The following is a 25,911-nucleotide window of genomic DNA, read 5'->3' on the forward strand; positions in this document are numbered from 1 at the left end:
TTCAGGAGGCTTGTTTTGGAGCACACCCTCCTGCGTTATGTTGACGCCGAGAATAGGCACCTTTCATTCATCATCCGGATTCAAAATCGCCAATACCTCATGATCCTCCCACTTCCCATTGATCTTCACATTCTTTCTCGCTAGTCCTTCTTTATGAAATCCTGCTTTTTCGAGTACACGAATAGAGCCAATGTTGTGCGGCATGACACCTGCTTCGATGCGGTGAAGTTTGAGTTCTTCAAAGGCGTATTGAACAAGTAATTTGACTGCTTGGGTTGTGTAGCCTTTTCCGTTATGGGCTTGGTCCAGGAAATAGCCGAGAATCGCGTTTTGCAGAGAACTGCGCATGACTTGGAAGAGGCTGATGGTGCCGAGTAAGCGATTGTCCTCATTTAGGAAGATACCGAATTGATATTCGGTGTCTTCTTTGCTTTTTTGTTCGTATTCTTGGATCATGGTGCGCTGTGTTTCCAGGGTGTAAAAGTCAGGTGTGCGGATCATGGAGAATTGTTCAAAGAACTCGCGGTTTTTGAGCTGCAGCTGAAGTCTTGCTTCTGCGTCCTCCATTGTGAAAGGTCTTATATGTATGGTTTCATTTTTTAACATCGAATCATCTCCCTCTCTTAATTGTAGCGAAAGATAAAGGATAAACAAGGTAGAAGGTGGAATTGGGTGGGTGGAATTGTTTAAAAGGTCAGGGAGTGAGTGACATGAAAATTGAAATTAGAAGACCAAGAATGGAAGATATGGATGAGCTGAATCGGTTTTTCAGTAAAGTCATTAGGGATACGTTTGAAAAAGAAGGAATATCGGAAATGGTTGGTGATATGAAAGATGAAATAGAATGCAAGAAACAATACTTAAAGACTGATTTGGAAAGCAACGGGGAGAATCGGTATTTTTTGATCGGTTTGGATGGAAAAGAGATTGTCGGTTCGATTGAATATGGCCCTGTGAGTGAGCTGATTGTCAGCTGTACAGATGGAGCGTTAAGCGGATTGAGCGAGATAGGGACTGTTTTTGTTCATCCTGAGTATCAAAGACGAGGGATAGGGACTCTGCTTTTGAATGTCATGCTCCTTACCTTGCAGAAAAGAGGGATCAGCGAGTTTTGCCTTGATAGCGGTTATTCGAGTGCACAGAAAGTCTGGAAGAAAAAGTTTGGTGAACCTGACTATTTACTTCAGAATTATTGGGGAGAAGGGTATGACCATATGATTTGGAAAAGGAATACAGATGATTTGCGCCTGCTATTTCATTTGTAAAATTTATAGAAACTTAACAAGGAAAACTTTGGATAAGGACGAATAGTACGTAGTGGAGGTGGCATCCATGGATTTTTATTTTGAAGCGGAGGAACGGGCTGAGATTCTTGAAGAGTTAACAGAAGAGCAGCGGGTGTATTTGCTTGAGAGGTTAAAGCGCGGAAAACGGACTCTTTTTTCAAATGAGCTGGTGAAAAGCAAAGGGACTTACAGTGGTTCGGAGCAGGAGCTTGACCGGGAAATTAACGACTGGGAGTTTATTGAGCTGCTTGATGGCGGTCTAGGGAATCGTCCGTTTCGCTGTGAGTGCGGGATGCCACTGAGGTATCAGTATATTGTGAAGAATACAGAGACAGGCGAGATTAAGAAATTTGGAAAAGATCATTTTGAATTTCATACCGGGATTCCGGCATCTGTTGTGAAGGAAATCATCAAAGGGTTTACGCAGATTGATTTTGAACTGGATGAAATTCTCTATAAAGTGATGAATGGCTGGGATCAAAAGGTTCTATCAGAAGCGAAAGCGATGGATATCGATCTTCCTGAAGAGGTGCAGGATCTTCTTGATCTCGATCTGCCTTTGTTAGACAGGCAGATTAATAGAGTTTATCGAATGATTTTGAAGGAGAAAGCGGGACGGCATCAGTCTTCAGCAGTTTCTGCGATAACAAGAGCAGCTCCAAAGAAGTTAACAGTGATTCCTAAAGTAAATTCTCCACTTGGGGAAGAGATTCACCGAGAGATTATTCGCTTATTAGAAAATACAGGAACGATAAGTGTGCTCGAAATCTGTGAAGAGATCAGTCAGTACAGTCATCCGTTTAAAGGATATTATGACTCCGGAAAACCGAAGTCGTTTGTTTATGTGGCGATGGTGATGGATCAGCTTGTGGCTCAAGGAGTCTGTCAGTTAGACAGTAAGACATTTGAGGATCGGTGGTATTCAGTGAAGTAGAGGTTTAACCATCTTAATTTTTGCTATTAGGGGTGACAAATTCATGTACCAGCCAAAAGCATTCGGAACGTTTCTGAAAAAGAAGAATCACCTATTCCGCCAGTCTGCTTATCTTCAATGGGGTGAGAGCGAAAAATCAATCGGCAGTTTTTTGCTGCTGAATCCTGGGAGTGCCAGTCATGAGGCTGTAAAGGATTTGCGCGATGGGGAAAGTGTTTTCGCTCAGGTTTCCCTGGATCCCACAATGAAACAAGTGGTGAAATTGGTTGAAGCTTTTTATCAGCTTGAGCCTTTAAATGGAAGAATCCATTTGTATAATTTGTTTACGCTGCAGAACACGAAGGACAGTGAAGCCATTGCTCAAATTGAATATTTTGGCGGAAGAGGGATAGTTCTGCCTTCTGATATGGAAGTTCCGCTGATTGAGCTGAAAAAGAATCCTTGGATTTGCATCGGGTGGGGAGTAAACAGTAAAAGTACATACACCTTTTTAAAAGAACTGAAAAGCAGTTGGATGGAGCGAATCAATCGAGCAGGCATTCCTTCGTTTGGTAAAAAGAATCAAAATGGCGATTATTATCATGTATGTCCTCATTTAACATCTAAAAAGCATTCAATGATAGAAGAGCTCAGACAATTGTACGTGCAGGAGGTTAAACCCCAAGAACTATCTGAGATCATTGAATTTACGGCTGCGGCCACTCGTCCTAATCTTTATCTTGGGCCATTTACCACGTATTACGATGAAAATGAAGGATGGACGGTTTCAAAAGATAATCCTGACCGTGTGATTCAAAGTTTTTCACAGCTGAAGATTCGAAAAGGGTATAAGCTGAGAGCCTATCAATATACAGCTGGAGGAAATGGGAATGCTGCGGTTTACGCCATTCCGCATGACCGGGAACTGCCGCCGCCGGAAGAATGTATGTATTCAGATGAGCAAAGTTTTGAGCATCCGAAACCTGATTTTGCTTTTGATCAAGTTATGCAGGCAGTGGACGGGGATTATTCGCCGCTATCCTACTTGCAGGCAGCGATTGCCTATCATGAAATCGGGGAGTTCGGCGCGCTGTGGCACGGGTGCTATTGGAGTGCGGGCGATATATTGCCTATAGATGAGGATGAATACAAAGTGGCAAACAGTGTCGTAGACTATTTGTATACACTTGGGGAATGGAATGAATTTAAAACGATCCCGCCTTCACTCAGACCGGTTTTCTTCTATGAAAATGAAAGACCGACTGTTGTCTTTTACACCAAGAACGATGTGGGTATGGTCAAACTGAGCCGATATACACATAGGTTTGAAAAAGACAGTTATGTTCAGAAGGTAGAGTGTGAGGATTTGGCGTTTGCGGGGCTGGGGATTATTTTTTGATAGAAAAAGTGCCTGACCCCTAGTTCGCTAACGCTGCAACGCAACGGGGGTCAGGCACCTTTTTTTAATGCCTTAAGGGCGCTCAAGTACCCTAACAAGCATCTCGTGAATGACCCCGTGATCACGCAAGTCATACAACCGGTATTTCTCACCAGGAAGGGAATACCACTCCTCAGCCCCAACATATGTAATGGCGAGAGTTAGATCGCCGTCATCCCCGCACGTTGTGACAAGCTCAAGGTCACCGCTGATTACGCCAACTTCAGAGGTCATGACACCGTGGGTTGCTGTAAAAGTAGTTGATTTCTTTTCCATAAAAACACCTCCATTATTTTGTAGGTAATGGTGCTGTACGAACGAACGATCAACTGTGTATCGTTCGTTCGTACAGCTATACAATCAATAAGAGCAACTATTGAGCATGCTCTGAAGTGCGGTCTTCTCTGAAGACTGCAGGCTTAAACCCCATTTGTACTTCGTACTGATCCACCACTTTGAGTATCCGCAGGCTGCGCCGGAACGGGGCGGCTGCCACGTAGACGGATCCTGGTCACCTTTGGAACGATTGGTGCTGGCACTTACCGCAATCAGCTGCGTGCCGCTTAAGTCGTTGGCAAAGTCCTCACGTTTGTCCGTTGTCCAGCTGCTTGCGCCAGAACGCCACGCCTCAGCAAGAGCGACGACATGATCGATGTCAAGGTCCGACGGATTGTACAGCGTAACACCGTCGTAGTAGCTGTACCACTTGCCGGACGTCACAGGGCAGCTGCCGCTGTAGTAGTCGGCATCACGCTGAAGCACCACCTGGCGGGTGTCACAGCCGTTTCCTTGACTGATCCAATGGGGAAATTTGTCACGGGAGTAGCCGGTCATGGAGCCCTCTGTCTTCACGGTCAAGGCGTTCAGCTGTGATTGCGCCGTGGACTTTGACGGAGTTCCGGGTGGCAGTGCATAGGCGTCCGGCAAGAATAATGTGAACGAGAGAAACAGTGCAAAAACAAACAACATCGTTTTTTTAAGCATTTTAAATGCCTCCTGTATGTAATTTTTATATCAATCTCTCACTTGATAGGTGAGAGGTTAACAACAAACGCGATGCAGCCACTGGACTGTAGTTTCATAGTTAAATGGAAATTTATATCTCTATTTGAAATGATAGTATAATAATAGATTTTTTTACAAGTTAATCATTTGTAAATCCCTTAACATTTAGGCGGATAAATTCGTTCAATTTAAGTACATAAGAAAGAGAAACAATAAAACTCCTTGAGTAAGCAGGGTAATAAGTAATAAGCAATTTTTCTAAAAATGAGGATGTTGTATCAAAAGTTCTCTGTATGCAGCATTTCCATACCTGAATTTTTCAATTGTAAATATAATCAGAAAATGAGTACTTAGAAGGAGGTGTTGGATTGGAGTTATTTCTGCTGAAATTGATGCAAAGATATTCGCTTGTAAAAGAAATCGTTGTGGAAGAAATTGGCCAGATCCATACAAATAAATTGAGGTCATCATGGCGGGGCGGGCTGTTCTCTTTGCTCTTGGGCATAAATCGAAAAGCAGCTTAAGAGAAGAGACAGTATATCGTTCAAGACAATAATAGGTGCCTGACCCCCAATTCTTAACGCTATAACGCAATGGGGGTCAGGCACCTTTCTTTCGGGGCTGGGGATTATTTTTTGAATGGACATGAAGTGGATGACAGCAATAAGGGCTGTCCAGAAATTCAGGTAAAACCGAGTTTCTGAACAGCCCCTAATATCATATTCACTTGATCCTGCACTTTATTTATCTTGTTCCGCTGATTCTTTTTTCATGATGAAAAAGGCTGCGGCGATCCAGGAGGCAATTGGAATGATGATGGCTACACCTATTCCGGCACAAAGGATCGTGATTATTTCAGCGCTGAATACTTTTGAATTTACGATATCTCCGAGGGAGTAAGATAATTCTTTAAACCAGATCAGCAGTCCCAAGTAGCTGCCAAAGAAGGCAAAAAACAATGTATTTGTGTTTGTCCCAAGAATGTCTCTTCCGATCTCTATCCCTGATGCGTATAAGTCTTTCCTGCTTATGGACGGGTTATGTTTGACAATTTCGTGCATCGGGGATGTTATGGAAATAGCAATGTCAGTAATGGCCCCGATCGTGCTCATGATAATCACGGAAGCTCCTATTCTAATAAAATCCACCCCAATATACCGGGAGAACATGCTTAGTTCTTCGGATTCCTCTTCGCCAAATCCCTGAATCATTGTGTGATCTGTCAACATGACAATAATCATGAACAAGATGGCTAGTGTAATAATGGTTGAAATGAAGGCGGTGGTCGTTTTTTTGTTCACTTCATTAATGAAAAATAAATTAATACAACTAATCACTCCGCATGCTGCCAAGGTTAAAAGAATCGGATCAAGATTTGGATCTGCCATAAAGAGAATCGTGAAAAAGAGAACGCCGAAATTTAGAAATAAAGCAATAAATGACCTTGCTCCTTTTCTTCCGCCAATCAGAATCATTAATAGTAATAAAATGGATGCGAGGCAGACTAATACATTCATGCTTTTGCCCTCTTTCTTTTAATGAAAAAAATAGAGGTATACAGGCCGATTGGGATTGTCAATACAATTCCGATCCCGCCAGCCAAAGCCCGGGCCAATTCCAAAGAAAGATTCATGGAAAGAGTGAATCCCAATGGAGAAGCATTTTTAAAATATAAAAGCAGCATGGGAATGGATCCGCTTATATAGGCGAAAAACAAGATATTCGTCATCGGGCCCATAATATCTTTTCCAATTTCCATACCTGAAGCTTTCAATGCTTTTATAGGTATGTTGTTATTCTTTTCATACAGTCCATAAATAGAGGAAGACATTGTAATGGCTACATCCATTACCGCTCCTAAAGATCCAACAAGAACTCCTGCCATAAAAACGACTTTAGGGGGACGAGTCAGAAATTGCATCTCTTCATATCGAAGACCGTTTCCAGCAGTTGCCTTTATGACAAACATGGCGATGGACAAAGAAATAAACGTTCCTAAAAGCGTGGCAATAATAGCTGCAAACGTTTTTCCATTAAACCCGTTAACGAGAATCAAAGAAATAACCGTAAATAAAATGGCGCTAATGCTGCAGATCAATAATAAATCAATGCCAGTTGTATTCAGGTAAACGTCTAATGCGTACGATAAGATGATGCCATTGACTGCCAGACTGATCACAGAAAAAAGTCCTTGTTTTTTTCCGACTATCAATAAGGTAAAGATGAAAAGCCATGCTGCAATCAAAAGGTATTTATCACGTTTTACATCCTTAATCGTACCGGTTAAAGCTTCATCTGTTTTCGAATCAATTAACACAAACAATTCATTTCCAACATGATACTCTTGATCAAAACCTCCGGATGATGAATATTCATTGGTTAAATGGATCAGCTTTCCTTTGTCTTCTCCATTTTTCAACCTGGCTGTGATCTCCTGCCTAAAGAGGCGATCATGGTTGTTGTGCATATCCACCATGTTAGATGCATCTGTCTGTTTTGTGTTGACTACTTCTGCTATAGGACGTTCATAAAAGGAGTAGTTGTGATGAACAAATATAAAAGATGCTGCAAAGCAAACAAATAATATGGCCAGTAAAACCCTTTTATTGTTACCTGATATATTTCCTGTGTGTTTCAAAATAAACCTCCAGCAAGTATGTATGAATCTGAACAATGGACTTAGAATAACAGGACAGGATTTATTGCGTCAAGAACATCTCTGGGTGGGCAGTTGTAAAAAATAATAAAAAGTGCCTGCCCCCCAAGTTCGCTAACGCTGTAACGCAATGGTGATCAGGCACTTTAGTCAGGTAGATGTTCATGTAGGGGAAGTTCACATTTAACTCCATTTAATTTAGAAACCCCATGAATTAATTTCAAAACCCCTCCAATTAAATGGCAAACCCGGTGAATTAATTTCAAAACCCTGCTAATTAATTTGATTACAAGCAAGAGGATTGTTTTGGCGCGCAGCCTCCTGCGTTATTTGTTGGAGAAAAGGCACCTTTCTTAAATTCTTTATTCTCATCACAAATGAAGAATGCTATAATCATCCCGAAAGGAGCTAGATATGATAAAAAAAGAACGGAAAATCCCCATCATCATTCTTCAATATGAAGCTCTGCTAAGGAGAATCCCCGAAAATCATCCGAAGCGTCCTTACATTCTAGAGGAATTGGCAAAAAGCAAGGCAGGCTATAATGGTGAAAAGTCTGTCGATTATCACCTTGCCTTGATTGATCAAAAAAAGTATTACATTTACCACGGTTTACGACTGGAGATTGGCCCTCATATTTTCCAAATTGATTCTCTGCTTGTTTCAAAAAGCCTCCTTATTCTAATCGAAACGAAAAATATTCTCGGAACTCTTTATTTTGACGATCATTTCAGTCAGCTTATTCGCACTTTGAATGGTGTTGAAACGGGCTTTTCAGATCCTCGGCTGCAAGTTGATCGGCAGGAAACTTTGCTGCAGCAATTCCTGAAACAAAATCATATTACATGCCCTCCGTTTAAAAGCCTTGTTGTCATCAGCAATCCCTCGAGTATTATTAAAGCCCCATCTTCCCTGAAGAAAACCAGTATTATTCATGGTGCAAATCTTCCTTCATTAATAAAAAAACTGGAGTCCAGTCATCCAAATGAGATCCTGTCAGATAAAGAATGGAATAAATTGTCCAGGGTTCTTTTAAAAAAGCACACACTATCCATTAGGAATATCTTACCCAAATTCAATCTGAATGCTAAGGATCTTATTCAAGGTGTTTATTGCCCGAACTGCCAGTTGCTTCCCATGGATAGAACGTTTTCCTCTTGGAGTTGTCAACATTGCCGTTTTTCCTCGCGAAGTGTGTATCTTCATTCGCTGATTGATTATGCTCTCTTGGTTTCACGTGAGATTACAAATAAGCAGGCACGTGAATTTTTGCAGCTGCCATCGAAATCTTCTGCTTATAATCTGCTGCGATCATTTGAACATTCAGGTGAAACGAAGGGGAGAAAGTATCAATTGAGCTCGCTGCTTGAGCAATATAGGTAGGGGGGAAGTTCACATTTAACTCCAATTCATTTAGAAACCCCGCGAATTATTTTTAAAACCCCTCCAAATAAATTGCAAACCCCATGAATTAATTTCAGAACCCCGCGAATTAATTTGAGTACCTGCAGGAGGCCCGTTTTGATGCGCAGCCTCCTGCATCATTTGTAGAATTTTCAAAATTATTGTTGACACCAAGCATATTTTTCCTTTTAATTATAAATGTAAACGCTTTATGAAATCGTTTGCACATCTGCGCAACACCCAGCCACGTATACACACTCTTACCAGTTTCAAAGTTTCAATGAGTACAAGCTAATAAATCATAATGGAGGTTGACGAATGCAAAGGATTTTGAAACGTGCACTAGTTTTGATTTTAATGGTTTCATTGATTGTTCCATCTCTGTATTTGCCGAAAGCAAACGCAGCAGAAAAAGACCCGGATCTGCCTGAGAACACGGTCAGAATTCACTATGTGAAGGACGATAAAAATTATAATGATCTTGGATTATGGTTATGGGAAGACGTAGCGGAAGCACCGAAGGAATGGCCAAAGGATGCTGTGCCCTTTACGGAGGAGCAAACTGATGAGCATGGCCGCTACATCGATGTGAAAGTAAAAGAAGGCGCGAAGAAACTCGGATTCCTTGTTGTCAATCGCGTGACTGGCGAGAAAACAGGCGGGGACAAAGTGTTCACGATGCTTGAGGATTACAATCACCTCTGGATTAAAAATGCGGATGACACCGTTTACACATCATCTGAATGGGAAAATCCAATTGGCATTGTCAGTGCAGAAATCGTTTCAAAACAAAAGCTTCTGCTTGGACTGACACGAACAGAAGGTTTGACGGAAGAAGAATTACTGGCAGCCATCAAAGTACAGGATGAAAACGGCACAGACATTCCGGTTGAAAGTGTGAAAATTACGTCTGGCTCAACAGTAGAAGTCAGTACTTCTGCAGAACTGACGAATGATTCTTACACGGTTACATACGCTGGTAAATTCGTTGCCGCAACTAAAGGCTGGAGAATGATTGATGAGCTTTATGCGTATGATGGCGATGATCTTGGTGCTGTCTATCAATCTGGTAAAGCTGTGCTGAAATTATGGGCGCCAAAAGCAAGCAAAGTAACAGCGGTATTTTATGATAAAAACGACTCAGCAAAAGAAATTGGCAAGCTTGACTTAGCCATGGGAGAAAAGGGAGTCTGGTCAGTCGAAGCGAAGCCTGAGAATCTTGGAATCTCTGATTTAAAAGGATACTTCTATCAATACGAAGTAACGAATGGCGGCGAGACGAAGAAAGTGCTCGACCCTTATGCCAAATCAATGGCTCCTTTCACTGTAAATACAAAAGGTGAAGCAGGACCTGATGGTGATATAGTGGGAAAAGCAGCTATTGTTGATCTTGCAGGAACCGATCCAGCAGGACTTGATTTTGCGAAGATTGACGGTTATGAAAAAAGAGAAGATGCGGTTATTTGGGAAATCCATGTCAGAGATTTCACTTCTGATCCTTCCATTGAAGGGGATTTAACATCAGAATGGGGTACGTATGACGCGTTTAAAGATAAGCTCGAATACATCAAATCACTAGGTGTGACTCACGTTCAATTACTGCCGGTAATGGCTTGGTATTACGGCGATGAAACGAATATGAGAGAGCGCGAGCTTGAGTATTCAGCTGCAAACAACGAATATAACTGGGGCTATGATCCACACAGTTATTTTTCACCGGACGGAGCTTATTCCATGAATCCGAAAGATCCGGAGCTCAGAATCAAAGAATTAAAGGGACTCATTGACGCGGTGCATGATTCAGGCATGGGTGTTGTGCTTGATGTTGTATATACCCATATGGCAAAAGCAAGCATGCTGAATGATATTGTCCCGAACTATTATGCTTTCCAGGATGCTAATGGAAACTTTATCGGCGGATTTGGAAACAACCTTGCAACAAACCACGTTATGGCTGAAAAGCTGATGGTTGATTCGGTTAAATATTGGTTTGAAGAATACAAAATTGACGGCATGCGTTTTGATATGATGGGTGATGCGACGTACGATTCCATCCAGAATGCATACAACGCCGCTGCAGAAGTAAATGAAAATGCCTTATTCATCGGCGAAGGCTGGAGAACGTTTGGCGGCCATCTTTCAGATCCGGCACTTGCAGGTAAAGGTGCCGATCAAGATTGGATGAACAAAACAAATGATGTCGGAGTTTTCTCAGATGAAATCCGCAATGAACTGAAATCCGGTTTCGGATCAGAAGGGGAACCGCGATTCCTGACTGGCGGAGCAAGAAGTCTTGACCTTATTTTGAAAAATATTAAAGGGCAGCCTACCAATACTGCTGCAGATGATCCTGGTGATATGGTTCAGTATATTGAAGCGCATGACAATCTTCCATTATATGATGTCATCGCTCAATCGATTAAGAAAGATCCAGCCATTCCTGCCAACAACGAAGAAATTCATGACAGAATCCGTTTAGGAAACTCCATGATTCTGACTTCACAGGGAACTGCCTTCCTCCATGCTGGACAGGAGTACGGAAGAACAAAGCAATGGTTTGGAGAGGGGCTTCCTGAACAGAAATTCCATGCCCTACAAGATGAAGCTGGAAAAGTGTTTGGCTACTTCATTCACGATTCCTATGATTCATCAGATGCGATCAACAAATTTGACTGGGAAAAGGCGACAGATGCGAGCACATTCCCAATCAACAACACGACACGCGAATATACGGCTGGTCTGATCGAACTTAGAAAATCTTCAGATGCGTTCCGACTAGGAAGCAAGGAGTTAGTTGACTCAAATGTTACGATGATTGATGCTCCTGAAATGAACGATTCAGATTTAGTCATCGGCTACAAAAACGTATCTTCAAATGGAAAAGAAAGCTACTCTGTGTTCGTCAATGCGGATACAAAAGCAAGAAAGCTTACTCTTTCTGAAGACTTAAGAAAAGGCTTCGTCGTAGTCGACAACGACGAAGCTGGCGCTACAAAAGTTAAGAAGCAATCAGGCTTTAAGCTGAAAAAAGATTCCATCACAATCGAACCTTTAACAACGGTTGTGGTAAAAGTAAGCGATAAAAAAACGGGTCCTAATAAACCTGAAAAAGAACAGGAAACTCCAGTTCCTCCGGCTAAGCCTGAAGAACCGGGTGACACTCCTGTAAATTCAGATAACCCGGCTGAGCCAAGTACTACTGCTGATTCAGAAAAACCTGCTGATCAAGAGGCAGCATCTGCACCTTCTAAAAATCAGCTGTCAAATAATTCAAATGGAAACTTACTGCCTTCAACAGCAACGAACCTATATACCATGCTTCTGATCGGCTTGGTGAGCTTGGCAGCTGGAACTGGATTTTACACAATGGTTAGAAGAAAAAAAGCATTAATATAACATAATAAAGGACCAAATGGACAGCCATTTGGCCTTTTTATTTTATTTATCGCCTTGCACTTGCTGGTCTATTGTTCCCTCGTAATAATCATCACTGACTTGCTCATGAGTTTCGGCCAATCCTTTTTCCATTTGTGTTTCACCTTCATAATAAGAAACATCAAATTGCTTTCCTGCCATTTCCGTTGATTGTGCGGATTTCTTTTTCACCATTCAGACACCTCATTCTTTATGTGTATTTATATATAGAATGCTCTTGTGTCAGTAATCCATTCAGATCAATAAATTAGCCAGTTTGTACATACTTAAGAGAATGAGGAAAATACTAAGAAAGGTTTGATCTAATCCCAGCAAGCAGGAGGTCAAAGATTTGAGGTGCATCCATGGTCAGTGAGGAGAACAAACTAAGCAAGTGGTGCATAGTAAGTATGGCTTCTATTCCACTCGTTATGACACTTGGCAATTCAATGCTTATACCAGTTTTGCCGGTTTTTGAAAAAGAGGTTGGTATTACGTCTTTTCAGTCAAGTATGGTCATTACCAGTTATTCTATTGCTTCCATTATCCTTATCCCATTTGCAGGATACTTATCTGATCGCATTGGAAGAAAAGCAGTGATATTACCCAGTCTGTTTATTGCACTCATTGGCGGATTAGTGGCGGGATTTGCTTCTTGGAAGTTAAGTGATCCATATATGATGATCATTTTGGGGCGTATTCTACAAGGGATAGGAGCTGCAGGCGCCTCACCCATTATCCTGCCTTTAGTAGGAGATTTGTATAAAAATGATGATGAAAAGGCAAGTTCATGTCTAGGGGTAGTCGAAACATCCAATACTTTTGGAAAAGTGCTCAGTCCCATTATTGGATCATTATTCGCTTCCATACTATGGTTTGTTCCGTTTTTTTCCATTTCTTTTTTTAGCTTAATTTCCATTCTTCTTGTTTTCTTTTTTATAAAGGTTCCTAAAAGGAAAGAAAAACCAGCTGCTATTAAAGAATTTCTTTCAAAAACAAAAAAGACCTTTCATCAAGAAGGAAAATGGCTCTACCTTTTGTTCGCCCTTGGAGCATTTGTTATGCTTATTTTATTCGCTGTATTATTCTTCTTATCAGATTACCTTGAGAAAGTCTATTTACTAAAAGGAATCAAAAAAGGATTTTTGTTAGCCATTCCCCTTATGGTTTTATGCATTTCAGCATTTATAACAGGTAAATGTATAAAGGGTGATATGAAAATAATGAGAATCATCACAATTTTCAGCCTTTTAATTTTATCTTTAAGTGTTCCATTTATAGGCTACTTTAAAAATGATCTTTTTTGGCTTTTTTTTGTTACCAGTATCATTGGTATGGCGATTGGGGCCATGCTTCCAACTTTAGATGCAATTGTAACAGAAAATATCGAGAAGGAAGAACGGGGCACGATTACCTCATTTTACAGTTCTGCAAGGTTCATCGGTGTCGCCTTAGGACCGCCAATTATGACTGCGGTGATAAAAAATTACTTGAACCTGACTTTTATAATAGCAGGGATTACAGGTATTCTCCTGTTGTGGTTTGTTATTAAAAATTTTAAAGCAAAGCCTGAAAAAAGGAAAATCGTTTACTTTTGACATGCATCTGGTTAAATGCCGGATGCTATTTCTTTTCAATAAAAAAGAAAGAACCCTCATAGAGTTCTTTCCGCACTTAAATCAGTGAATCAAATGAAAAGGAATCAATGGATGAAATTTTCCCCCTCCACCAGGATGTAGAAGCATTCATTGCCGGTTGATGATATTTTGCGTTTTTTAGGTGAATATAGGTCACGGCAGCTTCCTCATCGTCTTTTTTATCCCCTTGTTCCTGCTTTTGTTTTAAGTATTCATCTCTTAAGTCACTAAATCGTTTGGCAATAATTTTTGACATTGTATCATCTTTGAGAGTAAGGGAGGATTCAGTGATCCCGTCATAATAAGCTCTAGAACCAATTAAAAGGCCTGTAACGATGACTCCCTGAATGTTCAGGGTAATCGCTGCTTCTATGCCATCATTTTCGGCAAGGGAGAGGAACATAAGCAAGACTGCATCTTCTGTAGGAGTCTGCTCTTTTTTTGAATTCCCCATTTTAGTCACTCCTTAATAATATCTAATTTTTATTTTTTCCTGTTTCCAATATTTTTTCATCTTTAAGCAGATTAAAAAGATAATGAGCACAAAGAGCAAGCTAATGTAAAAACCTGGTCTGACAGCCTTGTCCATTAACGTTCCGCTTACAGCAGCCAAAATCAAAACAATCCCAAAATACGAAGATAGCTTAGTGATCCAATTTGTTTTCATCAGCTTTAAGAAAGATATAATAATGAAAAACCAATTGTACAGAAGAAGTATTCCTGCTGCGGTTGTTATATACTCGTATATTTTTCCCGGCAGAAGCAGGGCCGTTACGATGGATGCAACCAGACCTATTGATGCTAATGCAAGGGAAGGGACAGGAAGCTGTTTAAATCTCTTGCTTTTCTTAGAAAAAAAAGCTGGAGCATCTCCATCTTTGGACAACGTCACAAGAAGGTTCGTTACACCGAAAAGGGAAGCAGTCATGGTAGAAAATCCTGCGATAATAATGGCTGCATTAAAGACATGTGGAAAAAATACAAGATTATATCCAGTTAAAGCCGTTACAAATGGGCTTTCTTTTTCATGAAATGCATCAGTGGACACAAGCAGGACGGCAAGGGCCAAAGAAGCGACATAAACGGCGGTCAGACAGATGAGCATTACTGTCCCGGCCTTTGGAGCATCTTCCTTTTTTTTCAGCTGCATGGCCATAAGACCAATGACTTCAATTCCGCCGTAAGCATAAAAAGCATAAGTCAATGAAGCCCAAAAACCTTTCCATCCATCCTTGAAAAGAGTAACGGCTCCTGCAACTATTTCGGGTTTTTTGGGTCCTTTTATGAATCCCATAAGTGCAAGAACTGCCAGAATGATAAACATGATAATCGCAGCAAACTTTATAACGGCAAGAAGGTTTTCTGTCTTATCGAACCCTTTTGTGCCTGTTATAACAACCAGGATGGAAAGAATCGCATATACAACGGCAAAAATCCATAAAGCTATATTTGGGAACCAAAATTGAGAGAGTATAGATAAGGCAATAAGCTGACTGCCCATAATTAAGATATTGGAAGCCCAATAATTCCACCCGCAGCTGAATCCAGCCCATTTGCCGAATGCTTTCCCTGCATAATAACAGAAGGATCCTTCCTGCGGATCTTTTGCTGTCATCTTTGCCAGAACATTAAAAACAATATATGTACCTATTGATGCCAAGAAAAAAGATATGACAATGGAGGGACCAGTAATCATAATTCCAATGCTGGATCCAAGGAAATATCCGGTTCCAATGGTGCAGCCGACTCCGATTAAAGATAACTGCCACCATTTTAAATCTCCGCTGCCTGAGCTGCTTTTATTCGAACTGCCTGGAGTACAGCCGCTCATGTAACCCCTCCTTCACAATTTTATTGTTCGATATAAAGGCAATGAATATGTATTTTTTTGGAGAGGATATATGTATTTTATGCTTAAAGTTAAGCAGGCTTTTAGTTTTTTAAAACAAATTAAACAAGCCAGAAATCTGGCTTGTTAAGAGAGAAAATTTGAAAGGGGATGAATCTTATGGTTTGTTTTATTGTTGATTTTTAACAAGGTGTTTTCCTAGATCATGATGTAAATGATCAGCAGGAATTTTAGGTTTTGGCACTTGTCCTTTTGGTTCGGGATTGGAAACATACACAAAATCCCCAGTTCCATCGGGAGCGGTGCCATTAGCCCAAGGTCCTTGGCCTGATTCTTCCCCTTCCGATAAATTCCAGAATTTGTATGCTTCTTCCTGGGACTCTAATTCTGCTTCAGGAGGGAAAGAAGCAGGTACGACGACACCATTCTTCTCTTCTAGCTCCTGTATGGCAGCCATCCATTGATATTGATGATATCGATCACGGGCAAGCATTTTACGGAACGTTGCACGCACACCTTCATCTTTTGTCATGTGGTATAACCTGGATACTTGAAGTCTGCCTTGAGTCTCAGCATGTAAGTTAGAACGCATATCGGCTAAGAGATTTCCGCTTGCCACGATATATGATCCATTCCATGGTACACCATTAGAGTTTGTCGGCAAGCCGCCAAGACCGCTTACAAGCAGATGCTGCGGATTTATTCCTCCCATGATGGCGGCCATCGCAGGATCCTCGGCTGCTCTTGACTGATCTTCAGGAGAGGCACCATCCATTAATTGGCTAATCAATGAGCAAAGCATTTCTACATGGCCGATTTCTTCTGTTCCGATATCCATCAGCATATCTTTATATTTCTCTTCACCCCGGCAGTTAAATCCTTGAAAGAGGTACTGCATCATAACGGTCATTTCTCCAAATTGTCCACCTAACACTTCTTGAACTTGACGGGCTAGCATTGGATCCGGGCTGTCTACTTTCACTTCAAATTGCAAATTTTTCTGATGCCGGAACATTTTAATTCCTCCTCCTAATATTTTGATTATTTTAACATTATCTACATACCCGGCTATTCTTTTATAAAACATTAGAAGAATCAAAATGAGAGAAATTTACTATTATGGTCAATTAAGTATGAGAGGGAATAAAGATTATTTAATATTAAAAGAAAGTTTTACAAGACTTTAAAAAGCGGCATACTTTATATGAATATGGACTTTTTTATATTCGCAAATAAATAAAGCAGGTGAGGAATTGATTGAAACAAAATTAACAAGATATTGTGAAAACTGCCAAAAAGAAACGCTCCACACAATTACTGAAGATGCTTTAGAAATAAATTATCATTGCTCTGTATGTGAGAGAGATAAAAATGAAATAAAAACCTTTTTTTAAACAAAACACTTTCTCAAACTTGGTTACATTTAAAAAGACTTCTGTTCTTATGGATAGAAGTCTTTTTGTAAAAGATAGTATACTTGTGATTATTTCTTTTCACCATGAGAGATTCACAAAAGGGAAGCAAGTGACCTTTAAAGAGCAGGATTTTTTCCTCTATTATTAAACTTCAATAATGATGGGAAGGATCATAGGTCTTCTCTTAGTTTGAACAAATAAAAAATGCCCAAGTTTTTCTTTTATCTCTTTTTTGATTGCGTTCCATTGGTGGTTTTTCTTTGTTAATAGTGAATTTACAGTTGTTTTTGTAAGCTGATTAACCTCTCGCAATAGCGTTTCAGAATCACGTGCATAAACAAAACCTCGTGATATAGCATCTGGACCGGATATGATTTTTGCTTCCGTTTTGCTTAAAGTGATTACGATAACAAGCATCCCGTCTTCTGAAAGCTGTTTCCTGTCTCTTAAAACGATATTGCCAATATCGCCAATACCTAAACCATCAACATATACATTGCCTGCTTGTATTGAACGAGTTTGAACGGCTGTCTGATTCGAAATGTCTACAATATCCCCATTTTTCATAACAAACATATTGTCAGCTGTGACACCCACGGATTCAGCCAGTAAACAGTGATGGTGAAGCATTCTGTATTCTCCATGAATAGGGATGAAATATTTCGGTTTCATCAAAGTCAGCATCAGCTTGAGTTCTTCTTGATAGGCATGGCCTGAAACATGCATTCCAGTTGAACTGCCAGACCCGTATATGACAGTTGCTCCTAAGTTAAACAAGTTATCTATAATACGGGAGACGTTTCTTTCATTACCTGGGATTGGGGAAGCTGAAAAAATCACCGTATCTTCAGGCAATACCTCGACATTCCGATAACTTGAGTTTGAAAGTCTGGCGAGAGCAGCCATTGGTTCACCTTGACTTCCAGTACAAAGGATTGCTACCCGCTCAGGAGGCAATTGATTGATTTCATGTGCTTCAATCAGCATGCCATCAGGTATTTGAAGGTATCCTTGATCGATAGCCACAGATACCACATTAACCATACTTCGTCCGAGTAAGGCTAATTTTCTATTCGTTATTTTTGCAGCATTCACGATTTGCTGGACTCGATTTACATTTGAAGCAAAAGTAGAGATGAAAATTTTTCGATGAGCTTTTATGAAGGCATCTTCTATATGTTCTCCTACGATTTGTTCGGAAGGAGTAAATCCTGGCCTTTCAGCATTAGTGCTTTCTGATAAGAGCAGCAAAACGCCTTCACTGCCTATTTTGGCCATTTTATGTATGTCAGTATGCTGATTATTTACTGGGGTCAAATCAAATTTAAAATCACCGGTATGGACAACAGTTCCTTCAGGGGTGTTAAAAACTACGCCAAGGCAATCAGGAATGCTGTGATTTGTTTTAAAGAAACTTAATTTTAAAAAGTCAAATTCAATTATTGATTCTGAATCAATTCTTATCAGTTTTGTGTCAGCCAAAAGGTTGTGTTCGTTTAACTTAATTTCGATTAATCCTAGAGTAAGCCTAGTAGCATAAATCGGGATGTTCAGCTGTTTTAAAAGATAGGGAATACCTCCAATGTGATCTTCATGGCCATGAGTAACCACTAAACCTTTAATTTTATCTTTGTTTTCCTGCAGATAGGCAATATCAGGAATGATCAAATCAATTCCCAATAGACTTTCATCGGGAAATTTCGATCCGCAGTCAATGACTACTATTTCATTATCGTACTGTAAGGCATACATGTTTTTACCGATTTCATTCAATCCGCCAAGTGCAAATATTGAAAGCTTTTCACTAGTCATCAAAACAAAAATCCTCCTATGTATCTAACCTTTTTTGAGAGTGAATTACGGGATTCGTTTAATTGGCAGCGTGCAGCATCGGAATGATCCGCCTGACTTTATAATTTCACTAAAATCAATTATAATCACCTCATACCCGCGCTTGCTTAATTCCTGGTTGACTTCTGCGTTTTGAGGCAAACTGATGATCTTTTTATTTCCTAAAGAAAGAACGTTTACACCCATTGAAAACTGTTCTTCTTTAGAAACCTCAATTAAATCAAATCGTTTGGCTAGAAGCTTATATTCACTTTCATTGAGGCCATCTTTATAAATAAGGGCCTCTGTATCTGAAATAATATTGAAGATACAATCTAAATGTAAAATTTCTTTTTTAATAGGGATAGGAATGACCGTATAATCTTTTAGATGTGATTGAATTTTTTCAACGGCACCGGCTGTTGTCCTTTCACTTAAACCAATATAGACTGTTTTACGGTCAATAATAACATCGCCGCCTTCAGTCTGATCTTCTACAAGGTCTATGTACTTTATTCCAATGGTATTAAGCCATTCTTTTAGAATTCCTTCTTCTCCCTGTCTGATTTGCATTTTCATATCTGAAATAAATAGAACCTCTCCTACAGCAAATCCGATATCTCTAGTAAAAACCTGTTCTGGATATTTTTCTTTTGAAGGAAGGATATGAGTCTCGATTCCGTTATTTTTGAGCACTTCAACAAAAGTTTGATGTTGAACGATTGCTTTTTCCACTTCAATATTTTCTTTTTGATATCTTCTTTGAGTCTCATTAATTACCTGACTGATTCTCATAAATCTTGGTTCGCATAAGATGACATTTTTTAAAGAATCATATTCGGAAAAGCAGCTTACTTCTGTCTTATCTTCTTGATGCATATCATTATCCTCCGAATTGTTTTAGTGGGTGCTCTGCAGGGCAACAAGCGTTTCATTTAAATGCATTAAATGTTCTTTAGCATGCTGAACCTTTTTTGCCTGTTCATCATTTTGTATATCCTGGTGTATAACAGTGCTTAATTGATCTTTAGCTAGCTTTAAAGCTCTTAAGGCTTTTTGGTATTCTTCGGAGTTGAAATTCATTTGGGCATGGATCACCGTATTTCTTGCTTGTTCTACCAGGTGCAGCATTTCATCAAAATTAGTTTGTTCCATTATCTATCCTCCAATTGATGCATGATCTTAATTTTGTTTTTATCTTTCATAAAACCAAATTATTATTAAACGAGTAACTGCTTCAAACTGACAGTCTTAATATTGTGCTCAGGTAACTTAAGACTCATACAGATAATGGAAGTCCTTTTATGATAACCTTAGCATGTTTATCAGATGTATTTTTATGATTTATTCTCGTTGGTTACCCATGTCCCACTACATTTACTTTATTAATTTTTTCCCCGTGAAGTGATCTTACAGGATACCTTATTATTTCTTTCACAAGTATCATTTATCATCAGATTTTCACCTTCCTTTTAGCTTTCTCATCTTATACGCGCACCCTTTCCCGTTCCCAAAAATAAATTGGGTGAAGGAGGGATAATACGTGAAGCTTATTTATGATAAAATCAGCCTCGATAAAAACGAACCTATACTTGAAGACTGGGAAAGAAAAGCATTTCATTTATTCTCAGAAAAAATACAAAACAAGGAGCTTAAATTTCCTTGCATACCGGCGACACAAGGGTTTGCTATGAATCACTTTAGATACGCGTTCATAGAGGATCCGCTTGACATGAACTCTCTCTCTGATTTTGCAGGGAAGTTTACCTATTATTCTGAAATCTCTAAAACGACTGGCACATACTCTTCACTTATTGTTTTCTTTAAAAACATACCTGAAACTGAAAGATATACACCGGAGAATTATGAGGTTCTTTTTTGGAAGATATTATCAAGCATAAAGGAGTTCGATAAGGAGCAATGGCCAATAGACATTCCAATAGACCCGGAAAATAATCTCTGGGAGTACTGTTTCGCTTTGGAAAATTACTTTATGTATTGTGCAACCCCCAGTCATCGCCACAGAAATAGCCGTTTTTTTCCTTACCTCATGTTAGCAATTACACCACGGTGGGTGTTAAATGAATTCGAAAAGAATAAAATCCTCAGCAGCAAAGTGAAAAAGGAGATAAGGAGAAGGTTAAATCAATATGATACAATTTCCCCTCATCCAGATTTGAATCAGTATGGGAACGAGAATAATTATGAATGGAAGCAGTATTTCCTGCGGGATGACCATTCATCACCCAAAACCTGTCCATTCTCAGGCTATGTAAATAATGACATGCATTCTGAGTCTAAGAAAAATAGGGATAAAATTTGAGTCTTCATTAAAATAAAATCACACATGCTTGGTAACCAAAATAGATTCCATATCCAATCATCGATAATGATGAGAGGAATGAGATGGCGATCAATAGTTTAGAGTGAAGGAACTTTCTTGCGTAGCTTGAGACTGCGGCCATAGTAAAATCCCAGATTAAAATTCCAAAGATGATAGCAGCACTGTAAAATAAAAGCTGATTGATACTGGAACTGGAAACAGTTTTAGCTAAAACTGATCCATAAATGCCTAACCAGAACATAATGGTCAGCGGATTTGAAACAGACATGACAAATCCTGATAAAAATGAGCTGAAGACCGAATTTTTCAAAGAAGCATCATTCCTGATATGTATTTCTCTTATGCTCAAAAGACTCTCGATACCCGAGTAAATAAGGACAAAGAAACCAAAAATCCAAAGAAAGGTTTTCATAAATGAAGAGTCAATAAAGTGAATCACACCAAAATATACAAGCATCATATAAAGCAGATCAGCGAGCAGCGCTCCTATCCCAAAAATCCATGCATGAAAAAATCCCTTTTTTATCCCGCGATTAAGCTGAGCTGCATTTACAGGACCAATAGGTGCTGCCAGAGAAATACCAAGAATCATATAGGTTATAAATATGTTCAAATTGGTGCCCTCCAAAATGTTTTATATATAAGCATATTCCTTAGGAGGTGCATGTACTACTTTTATATTGAAGAAATAGGGAGAAGATTCTTATCATGCTGCAGATAAGATCAATTAAAGGTATTTGGTAGTGAAGGATTGAATTATTTGTGATTTTAATTCAAATTTAGACAAGGAATATTTGAGAAGAAACAGAAAAAACGCTCAGAATCATTTCTAAGCGTTTTTAGTGTTTTCCACTGCTGTTCATAGAAGTTCAACCAAAACAAGGATCATTAAAGTAAATAATTTCAGACAGAAACTTGCTGCCTTTTAATTTCTTGAATGCATCTCTGGCTTCTTTTTCTGAGCTGAATTCGTACATTTTAATGGTTTCCTTTAAAAAGAGGGTAATCACCCACATTTTAGTTCCTCCTTGTTGAGCTGAATTTTCTTCTTATTAAATGCTATTTCGAAATGGACATATTATGACTGCTCTCAGGCAAGCATTCCGGAAACATTATAGTTTTTCTTTGTGTAAACGTACCCTTCCAAAATGATTCGCGCTGTACGAACGACTTTGATGGCGCAAATGTGACCGGCGATTACATCTGTTTTTGTCTGCATGATGCCTGCCGGATGTCCTAAACGGAAAACTTCATTTTTTACGGTTATGAGATCAGACAAGATCGTATCTTTTAGATATGCGCAGGAGGTTGTACAAATCGCTCCTGTAATAGCAAGGGCCTGATGCGGTTTCTGCATGGACATCATCCTGATGGTGCAGTCCATTTCAGAAGCGGATCTTGGTGTTCCAGTTACATCAGTGTAATCCATTGGCGGAGCGATTATAGTCATTTTAGGCACGGCGGGCGATTGTTTCGTTGCGTTTTCTTTTTTTGCAAAACCGCACAATTCAGCTGCTGACGCTCTTATTTCTTCAAGTTCAGCCAATTTTTCCTGCGTAAATTCATGGGGAAGCTCAGTTCCTTTAAGACCTACATCATTTGCGTTAACGAAGACGAGCGGATTGGCCACATCAACTATTGAAACTTCAATGGGACCACTCGGTGTTTGAATAGTATCTGCAGCTTTTCCGGTCGGATACAGCTTTCCAGTGACGGCACCCTCAGAATGTGTGAACGAAAGATAGATTGGGGAACCTGTTCCGGGAACACCTGGTATCGAGCACATTCCCTCTGTTTTGACCCTGCCCTTTTCAACCTCTACTTCCGCAATGATGATCTTATTCGTATTCGTATTATAAATTTTCACGCTCGTAATCGGTTCGATTGCCGGAACAAGTCCCTGCTCAATTGCATAAGGACCAACTGCAGAGGAGATGTTTCCGCAATTTCCTTTAAAATCAGCCAGTTGATTTTCAATGCTGATTTGGGCAAAGGTGTATTCGACATCAATTTCTTCTGAATCTGACTTTTTGATAATCGCCGCTTTACTGGTTAATGAATTGGCTCCGCCGAGTCCGTCAATCTGCCTGCGGTCAGGGCTTCCCATAATATCGAGTAAAAATTCATCCCACAGCAAACGATCAGACGGCATATCTTCAAAGTTCAGAAAAACGCCTTTACTTGTTCCTCCGCGCATCACTACGGCAGGCACTTTCATCTCGTAACCACCTTTTCTTATTCATTTTCAAAAAGTACCGGTGCTTTTAAAAATATAGTATGATACAGATAATCATAAGTAAAATAGATAAATTCTTATTGAAATACATAAAAAAACTTATAATCAAAGATTGGAGCTGAAAGGGATGGATGAAAAAGACTGGATCGCTTTGAGGATTTTAAGTGAGGAAAAAAACATCAGCCGGGCCTCTGAACGTCTGTATATATCACAGCCTGCGCTCACATATAGGCTGAAAAATCTGGAAGAAGAGTTCGGAACCCGTTTGTTTTTTAAAATTAAAGGGGGCATAGAGTTTACCTCCGAGGGGCTGCATTTAGCTGCTTATGCAGAAGAAATGATCCAAAATCTGCAGAAGACAAAAGACTACATGTTGAACATGCAAAAGGAAGTAAGGGGAACTTTACGTCTTGGAGTATCGAGCAACTTTGCACAATATAAACTTCCTAAACTATTAAAAGGTTTTTCAACAGAGCATCCTAATGTGCAATTCAGTGTGAACACCGGCTGGAGTACTGAGATTATGAGCCTGCTGGATTCTTCAAGCGTGCAGCTAGGCATTTTGCGCGGAAATTATGACTGGTATGGAACGAAAACACTTCTACATAAAGAAAGGCTGTGTCTGATTTCAAAAAATGAAATCAATATGGACCGGCTTCCTCAGCTGCCGTTTATTCAATATAAGACAGATAGTTCCTTAAAAAATCTGATAAACGGCTGGTGGAATGACCGCTTCTCAGAGCCTCCATTTATAACAATGGAAACAGACAGGCAGGAAACGTGCAAGGAGATGGTAAAAAATGATTTAGGAATTGCGATTTTGCCTGAAATTTGCCTCCAGCCATCTGATAATCTATATACATATGGCCTGTCTTATAAAAATGGGGAGCCTGTTTTAAGAAATACGTGGCTTATGTATAATCAGGATTCTCTGCAATTGTCTACTGTTAAGCATTTTATTGACTTTTTAAATCATCATCCTGATATTTAAGGGAACGGGGAAATTTACCCGTTCTAATGACTAGGTTATAAGATTTTTTTTATGAAAACCTAAAAAATATATATTTTACTTATTTCCTTGTTTCTAATAATCTTAAAATATGCAATATTGCGAATGATAATTAGAATTATTTGTAAGCGGTTACTTAAAACGAGGAGGGGATGAAGATACTTACTTTTTTAGGAATTTCGATGGTGGCGGTTTTTACCTATTTGATTATGGCGAAGCGGTTATCTCCTGTTACGGCTCTGGTTATTGTACCGATTGTCTTTGCGCTGATTGGGGGATTCGGGTTAGAGCTTGGGGAGATGATGATGGATGGATTGAAGACAGTAGCCCCTTCAGCAGCTTTACTCCTGTTTGCGATTTTGTTTTTCGGTATTTTAATAGATGCAGGATTATTTGATCCCCTTATTCATAAAATGATGAAATTGGTTAAAGGCGATCCGGTGAAAATAGCGATAGGAACAGCTGTTATCGCCATGATCGTTGCGCTTGATGGAGACGGAACTACGACACATATGATTACCATTTCTGCCATGCTTGCGCTTTACCTGCGAATTGGCATGAATACGCTGATTCTAGCAACCATTTCGATGCTGTCTGTCAGTATTATGAGCGGGATGACACCTTGGGGAGGACCTGCGACAAGAGCGGTTGCCTCATTAGGCCTTGATGCAAATGAATTCTTTCTCCCTATGCTCCCGACAATGCTTGCAGGAATGGGATGTATTCTTTTTATCGCTTTTGTTCTTGGAAAAAAGTAGCGGGCACGAATAGGGATTATTGAAATGGAAGAAGTATCGAAGGAATCATTGGCGCTGAGTGAAGCTGCAGCCGCTTATACGCTGCAGGAAGATATAAAACGTCCAAAATTAAGATGGGTAAACTTCATTTTAACCCTCACAGTCATGGTGATCCTGGTCATGGGCATTCTGCCGGTTCCAGTTCTGTTTTTAATTGGAGCTGTGCTTGCTGCGATGATCAACTACCCGAATTTAGAGCAGCAAAAAGAGCGAATTCTTTCACATGCAGGTAATGCGTTAACCGTTGTTATCTTAGTGTTTGCAGCCGGCATCTTTTCAGGCATTTTTTCGGGAACAAAAATGGTGGATGCGATTTCGAATTCTTTGGTTGCCATTATTCCGGAATCTGTAGGTTCTTTTTTCCCGCTGGTTGTGGCGCTGACAAGTATGCCGTTTACATTCGTGCTTTCCAATGATGCGTACTACTTTGGCGTATTGCCGATACTTGCTGAGGCAGGAGCTGCATATGGAGTAAGTCCCCTGGAGATTGCGAGAGCTTCTGTTTTGGGCCAGCCTGTTCATTTTCTGAGTCCGCTCGTTGCTTCCACGCTCTTACTTGTTGGGATGGTCAAAACGGATCTTGGCGAATTCCAGCGCTACGCCTTTAAGTGGACTCTTCTATGCTCCATTGTGATTATACTTGCTGCCTTTATTACTGGTGCGATTACTTAAAAAAAG

The 25,911-nt window shown here is 39.8% G+C and carries 25 protein-coding genes and 1 pseudogene; 11 read left to right on the plus strand and 15 right to left on the minus strand.

Annotated elements, in window-relative coordinates; all coding sequences use genetic code 11:
- Nucleotides 1–63: 63 nt before the first annotated feature.
- The gene (locus tag GJU41_RS03435; RefSeq protein ID WP_154318021.1) at nt 64–606 is read right to left on the minus strand and encodes a GNAT family N-acetyltransferase; all 543 of its coding nucleotides are present in this window, start codon (nt 604–606) and stop codon (nt 64–66) included.
- A 104-nt stretch (nt 607–710) separates the two neighbouring features.
- On the opposite strand from GJU41_RS03435, the gene GJU41_RS03440 reads away from it, so the two are divergent.
- The 3 genes from GJU41_RS03440 (at nt 711) to GJU41_RS24860 (ending at nt 3,598) form a co-directional block, all read left to right on the plus strand.
- Entirely contained in the window at nt 711–1,265 is a 555-nt protein-coding gene (locus GJU41_RS03440) for a GNAT family N-acetyltransferase (RefSeq protein WP_154318022.1), read from the plus strand.
- Between the two features lie 67 nt (nt 1,266–1,332).
- Nucleotides 1,333–2,220 carry a DUF3895 domain-containing protein gene (locus tag GJU41_RS03445; RefSeq protein ID WP_154318023.1) on the plus strand — a complete coding sequence of 296 codons (888 nt, stop codon included), beginning with the start codon at nt 1,333–1,335 and terminating at the stop codon, nt 2,218–2,220.
- A gap of 43 nt (nt 2,221–2,263) precedes the next feature.
- Entirely contained in the window at nt 2,264–3,598 is a 1,335-nt protein-coding gene (locus GJU41_RS24860) for a hypothetical protein (RefSeq protein WP_224771353.1), read from the plus strand.
- A 72-nt stretch (nt 3,599–3,670) separates the two neighbouring features.
- On the opposite strand, the gene GJU41_RS03455 is transcribed toward GJU41_RS24860, so the two are convergent.
- Together GJU41_RS03455 and GJU41_RS03460 are read right to left on the minus strand one after the other, a co-directional pair.
- Nucleotides 3,671–3,913 (minus strand): hypothetical protein, encoded by a 243-nt coding sequence (locus GJU41_RS03455; RefSeq protein WP_070876871.1) that lies wholly within the window; start codon nt 3,911–3,913, stop codon nt 3,671–3,673.
- A gap of 84 nt (nt 3,914–3,997) precedes the next feature.
- Entirely contained in the window at nt 3,998–4,621 is a 624-nt protein-coding gene (locus tag GJU41_RS03460; protein WP_070876870.1) for an HNH endonuclease family protein, read from the minus strand.
- A gap of 389 nt (nt 4,622–5,010) precedes the next feature.
- Here GJU41_RS03460 and GJU41_RS03465 point away from each other — a divergent pair, with 389 nt between their 5' ends.
- A complete protein-coding gene (locus tag GJU41_RS03465; protein WP_154318024.1) occupies nt 5,011–5,166 on the plus strand; it encodes a hypothetical protein in 156 nt (51 codons plus the stop codon).
- Between the two features lie 216 nt (nt 5,167–5,382).
- Here GJU41_RS03465 and GJU41_RS03470 read toward each other — a convergent pair whose 3' ends face one another.
- Both GJU41_RS03470 and GJU41_RS03475 read right to left on the minus strand, forming a co-directional pair.
- A complete protein-coding gene (locus GJU41_RS03470) occupies nt 5,383–6,159 on the minus strand; it encodes a YibE/F family protein (RefSeq protein ID WP_070876869.1) in 777 nt (258 codons plus the stop codon).
- Nucleotides 6,156–7,283 (minus strand): YibE/F family protein, encoded by a 1,128-nt coding sequence (locus tag GJU41_RS03475; protein ID WP_170292747.1) that lies wholly within the window; start codon nt 7,281–7,283, stop codon nt 6,156–6,158. The genes GJU41_RS03470 and GJU41_RS03475 overlap by 4 nt, the downstream gene beginning before the upstream one ends.
- 429 nt (nt 7,284–7,712) lie before the next feature.
- Here GJU41_RS03475 and GJU41_RS03480 point away from each other — a divergent pair, with 429 nt between their 5' ends.
- Both GJU41_RS03480 and GJU41_RS03485 read left to right on the plus strand, forming a co-directional pair.
- Entirely contained in the window at nt 7,713–8,681 is a 969-nt protein-coding gene (locus tag GJU41_RS03480; protein ID WP_154318026.1) for a nuclease-related domain-containing protein, read from the plus strand.
- Nucleotides 8,682–9,020: 339 nt separating this feature from the next.
- Nucleotides 9,021–12,098, plus strand: coding sequence for a pullulanase (locus GJU41_RS03485; RefSeq protein ID WP_154318027.1), 3,078 nt, complete (start codon nt 9,021–9,023; stop codon nt 12,096–12,098).
- 42 nt (nt 12,099–12,140) lie between these two features.
- Here the strand turns inward: GJU41_RS03485 and GJU41_RS03490 are convergent, their stop codons facing one another.
- The gene (locus GJU41_RS03490) at nt 12,141–12,311 is read right to left on the minus strand and encodes a YozQ family protein (protein ID WP_154318028.1); all 171 of its coding nucleotides are present in this window, start codon (nt 12,309–12,311) and stop codon (nt 12,141–12,143) included.
- A 170-nt stretch (nt 12,312–12,481) separates the two neighbouring features.
- Between GJU41_RS03490 and GJU41_RS03495 the strand changes: the two genes are divergently transcribed.
- Entirely contained in the window at nt 12,482–13,714 is a 1,233-nt protein-coding gene (locus tag GJU41_RS03495; protein WP_070876866.1) for an MFS transporter, read from the plus strand.
- Between the two features lie 76 nt (nt 13,715–13,790).
- Here the strand turns inward: GJU41_RS03495 and GJU41_RS03500 are convergent, their stop codons facing one another.
- The 3 genes from GJU41_RS03500 to GJU41_RS03510 all read right to left on the minus strand — a co-directional run bounded on the left by GJU41_RS03500 (nt 13,791) and on the right by GJU41_RS03510 (nt 16,617).
- A complete protein-coding gene (locus GJU41_RS03500) occupies nt 13,791–14,207 on the minus strand; it encodes a hypothetical protein (protein ID WP_070876865.1) in 417 nt (138 codons plus the stop codon).
- A 12-nt stretch (nt 14,208–14,219) separates the two neighbouring features.
- A complete protein-coding gene (locus GJU41_RS03505) occupies nt 14,220–15,584 on the minus strand; it encodes an amino acid permease (protein ID WP_070876864.1) in 1,365 nt (454 codons plus the stop codon).
- 187 nt (nt 15,585–15,771) lie between these two features.
- Nucleotides 15,772–16,617, minus strand: a complete 846-nt coding sequence (locus GJU41_RS03510; protein ID WP_070876863.1) for a manganese catalase — start codon at nt 16,615–16,617, stop codon at nt 15,772–15,774.
- A gap of 238 nt (nt 16,618–16,855) precedes the next feature.
- Between GJU41_RS03510 and GJU41_RS24585 the strand changes: the two genes are divergently transcribed.
- Nucleotides 16,856–16,996: a hypothetical protein gene (locus tag GJU41_RS24585; RefSeq protein WP_170292710.1), complete on the plus strand. Its 141-nt coding sequence runs from the start codon at nt 16,856–16,858 to the stop codon at nt 16,994–16,996.
- Between the two features lie 165 nt (nt 16,997–17,161).
- Here GJU41_RS24585 and GJU41_RS03515 read toward each other — a convergent pair whose 3' ends face one another.
- Genes GJU41_RS03515 through GJU41_RS03525 form a run of 3 tightly spaced genes read right to left on the minus strand, consistent with a single transcriptional unit; the run spans nt 17,162 to nt 20,002 of the window.
- Entirely contained in the window at nt 17,162–18,829 is a 1,668-nt protein-coding gene (locus GJU41_RS03515; protein WP_070876862.1) for a ribonuclease J, read from the minus strand.
- Between the two features lie 45 nt (nt 18,830–18,874).
- Complete coding sequence (locus GJU41_RS03520; protein WP_154318029.1) at nt 18,875–19,726, minus strand: dimethylarginine dimethylaminohydrolase family protein; 852 nt, start codon at nt 19,724–19,726, stop codon at nt 18,875–18,877.
- Between the two features lie 21 nt (nt 19,727–19,747).
- Nucleotides 19,748–20,002: a hypothetical protein gene (locus tag GJU41_RS03525; RefSeq protein ID WP_070876860.1), complete on the minus strand. Its 255-nt coding sequence runs from the start codon at nt 20,000–20,002 to the stop codon at nt 19,748–19,750.
- A 388-nt stretch (nt 20,003–20,390) separates the two neighbouring features.
- On the opposite strand from GJU41_RS03525, the gene GJU41_RS03530 reads away from it, so the two are divergent.
- Nucleotides 20,391–21,170, plus strand: a complete 780-nt coding sequence (locus GJU41_RS03530) for a YqcI/YcgG family protein (protein ID WP_224771354.1) — start codon at nt 20,391–20,393, stop codon at nt 21,168–21,170.
- A 7-nt stretch (nt 21,171–21,177) separates the two neighbouring features.
- On the opposite strand, the gene GJU41_RS03535 is transcribed toward GJU41_RS03530, so the two are convergent.
- From GJU41_RS03535 to GJU41_RS03540, 3 genes are all read right to left on the minus strand, one after another.
- Nucleotides 21,178–21,804 (minus strand): LysE family transporter, encoded by a 627-nt coding sequence (locus tag GJU41_RS03535; RefSeq protein WP_154318030.1) that lies wholly within the window; start codon nt 21,802–21,804, stop codon nt 21,178–21,180.
- Between the two features lie 256 nt (nt 21,805–22,060).
- Complete coding sequence (locus GJU41_RS24590) at nt 22,061–22,207, minus strand: hypothetical protein (protein WP_170292711.1); 147 nt, start codon at nt 22,205–22,207, stop codon at nt 22,061–22,063.
- A gap of 74 nt (nt 22,208–22,281) precedes the next feature.
- Nucleotides 22,282–23,409: a 2-methylaconitate cis-trans isomerase PrpF family protein gene (locus GJU41_RS03540; RefSeq protein ID WP_154318031.1), complete on the minus strand. Its 1,128-nt coding sequence runs from the start codon at nt 23,407–23,409 to the stop codon at nt 22,282–22,284.
- A 145-nt stretch (nt 23,410–23,554) separates the two neighbouring features.
- Here GJU41_RS03540 and GJU41_RS03545 point away from each other — a divergent pair, with 145 nt between their 5' ends.
- A complete protein-coding gene (locus GJU41_RS03545) occupies nt 23,555–24,418 on the plus strand; it encodes a LysR family transcriptional regulator (protein ID WP_070876856.1) in 864 nt (287 codons plus the stop codon).
- Between the two features lie 176 nt (nt 24,419–24,594).
- Nucleotides 24,595–25,905: pseudogene (locus GJU41_RS03550) on the plus strand (CitMHS family transporter).
- Nucleotides 25,906–25,911: the final 6 nt, after the last annotated feature.

The organism is Metabacillus idriensis, assembly GCF_009674765.1.
In the GTDB taxonomy this organism is placed as follows: Bacteria; Bacillota; Bacilli; order Bacillales; family Bacillaceae; genus Bacillus_P; species Bacillus_P idriensis.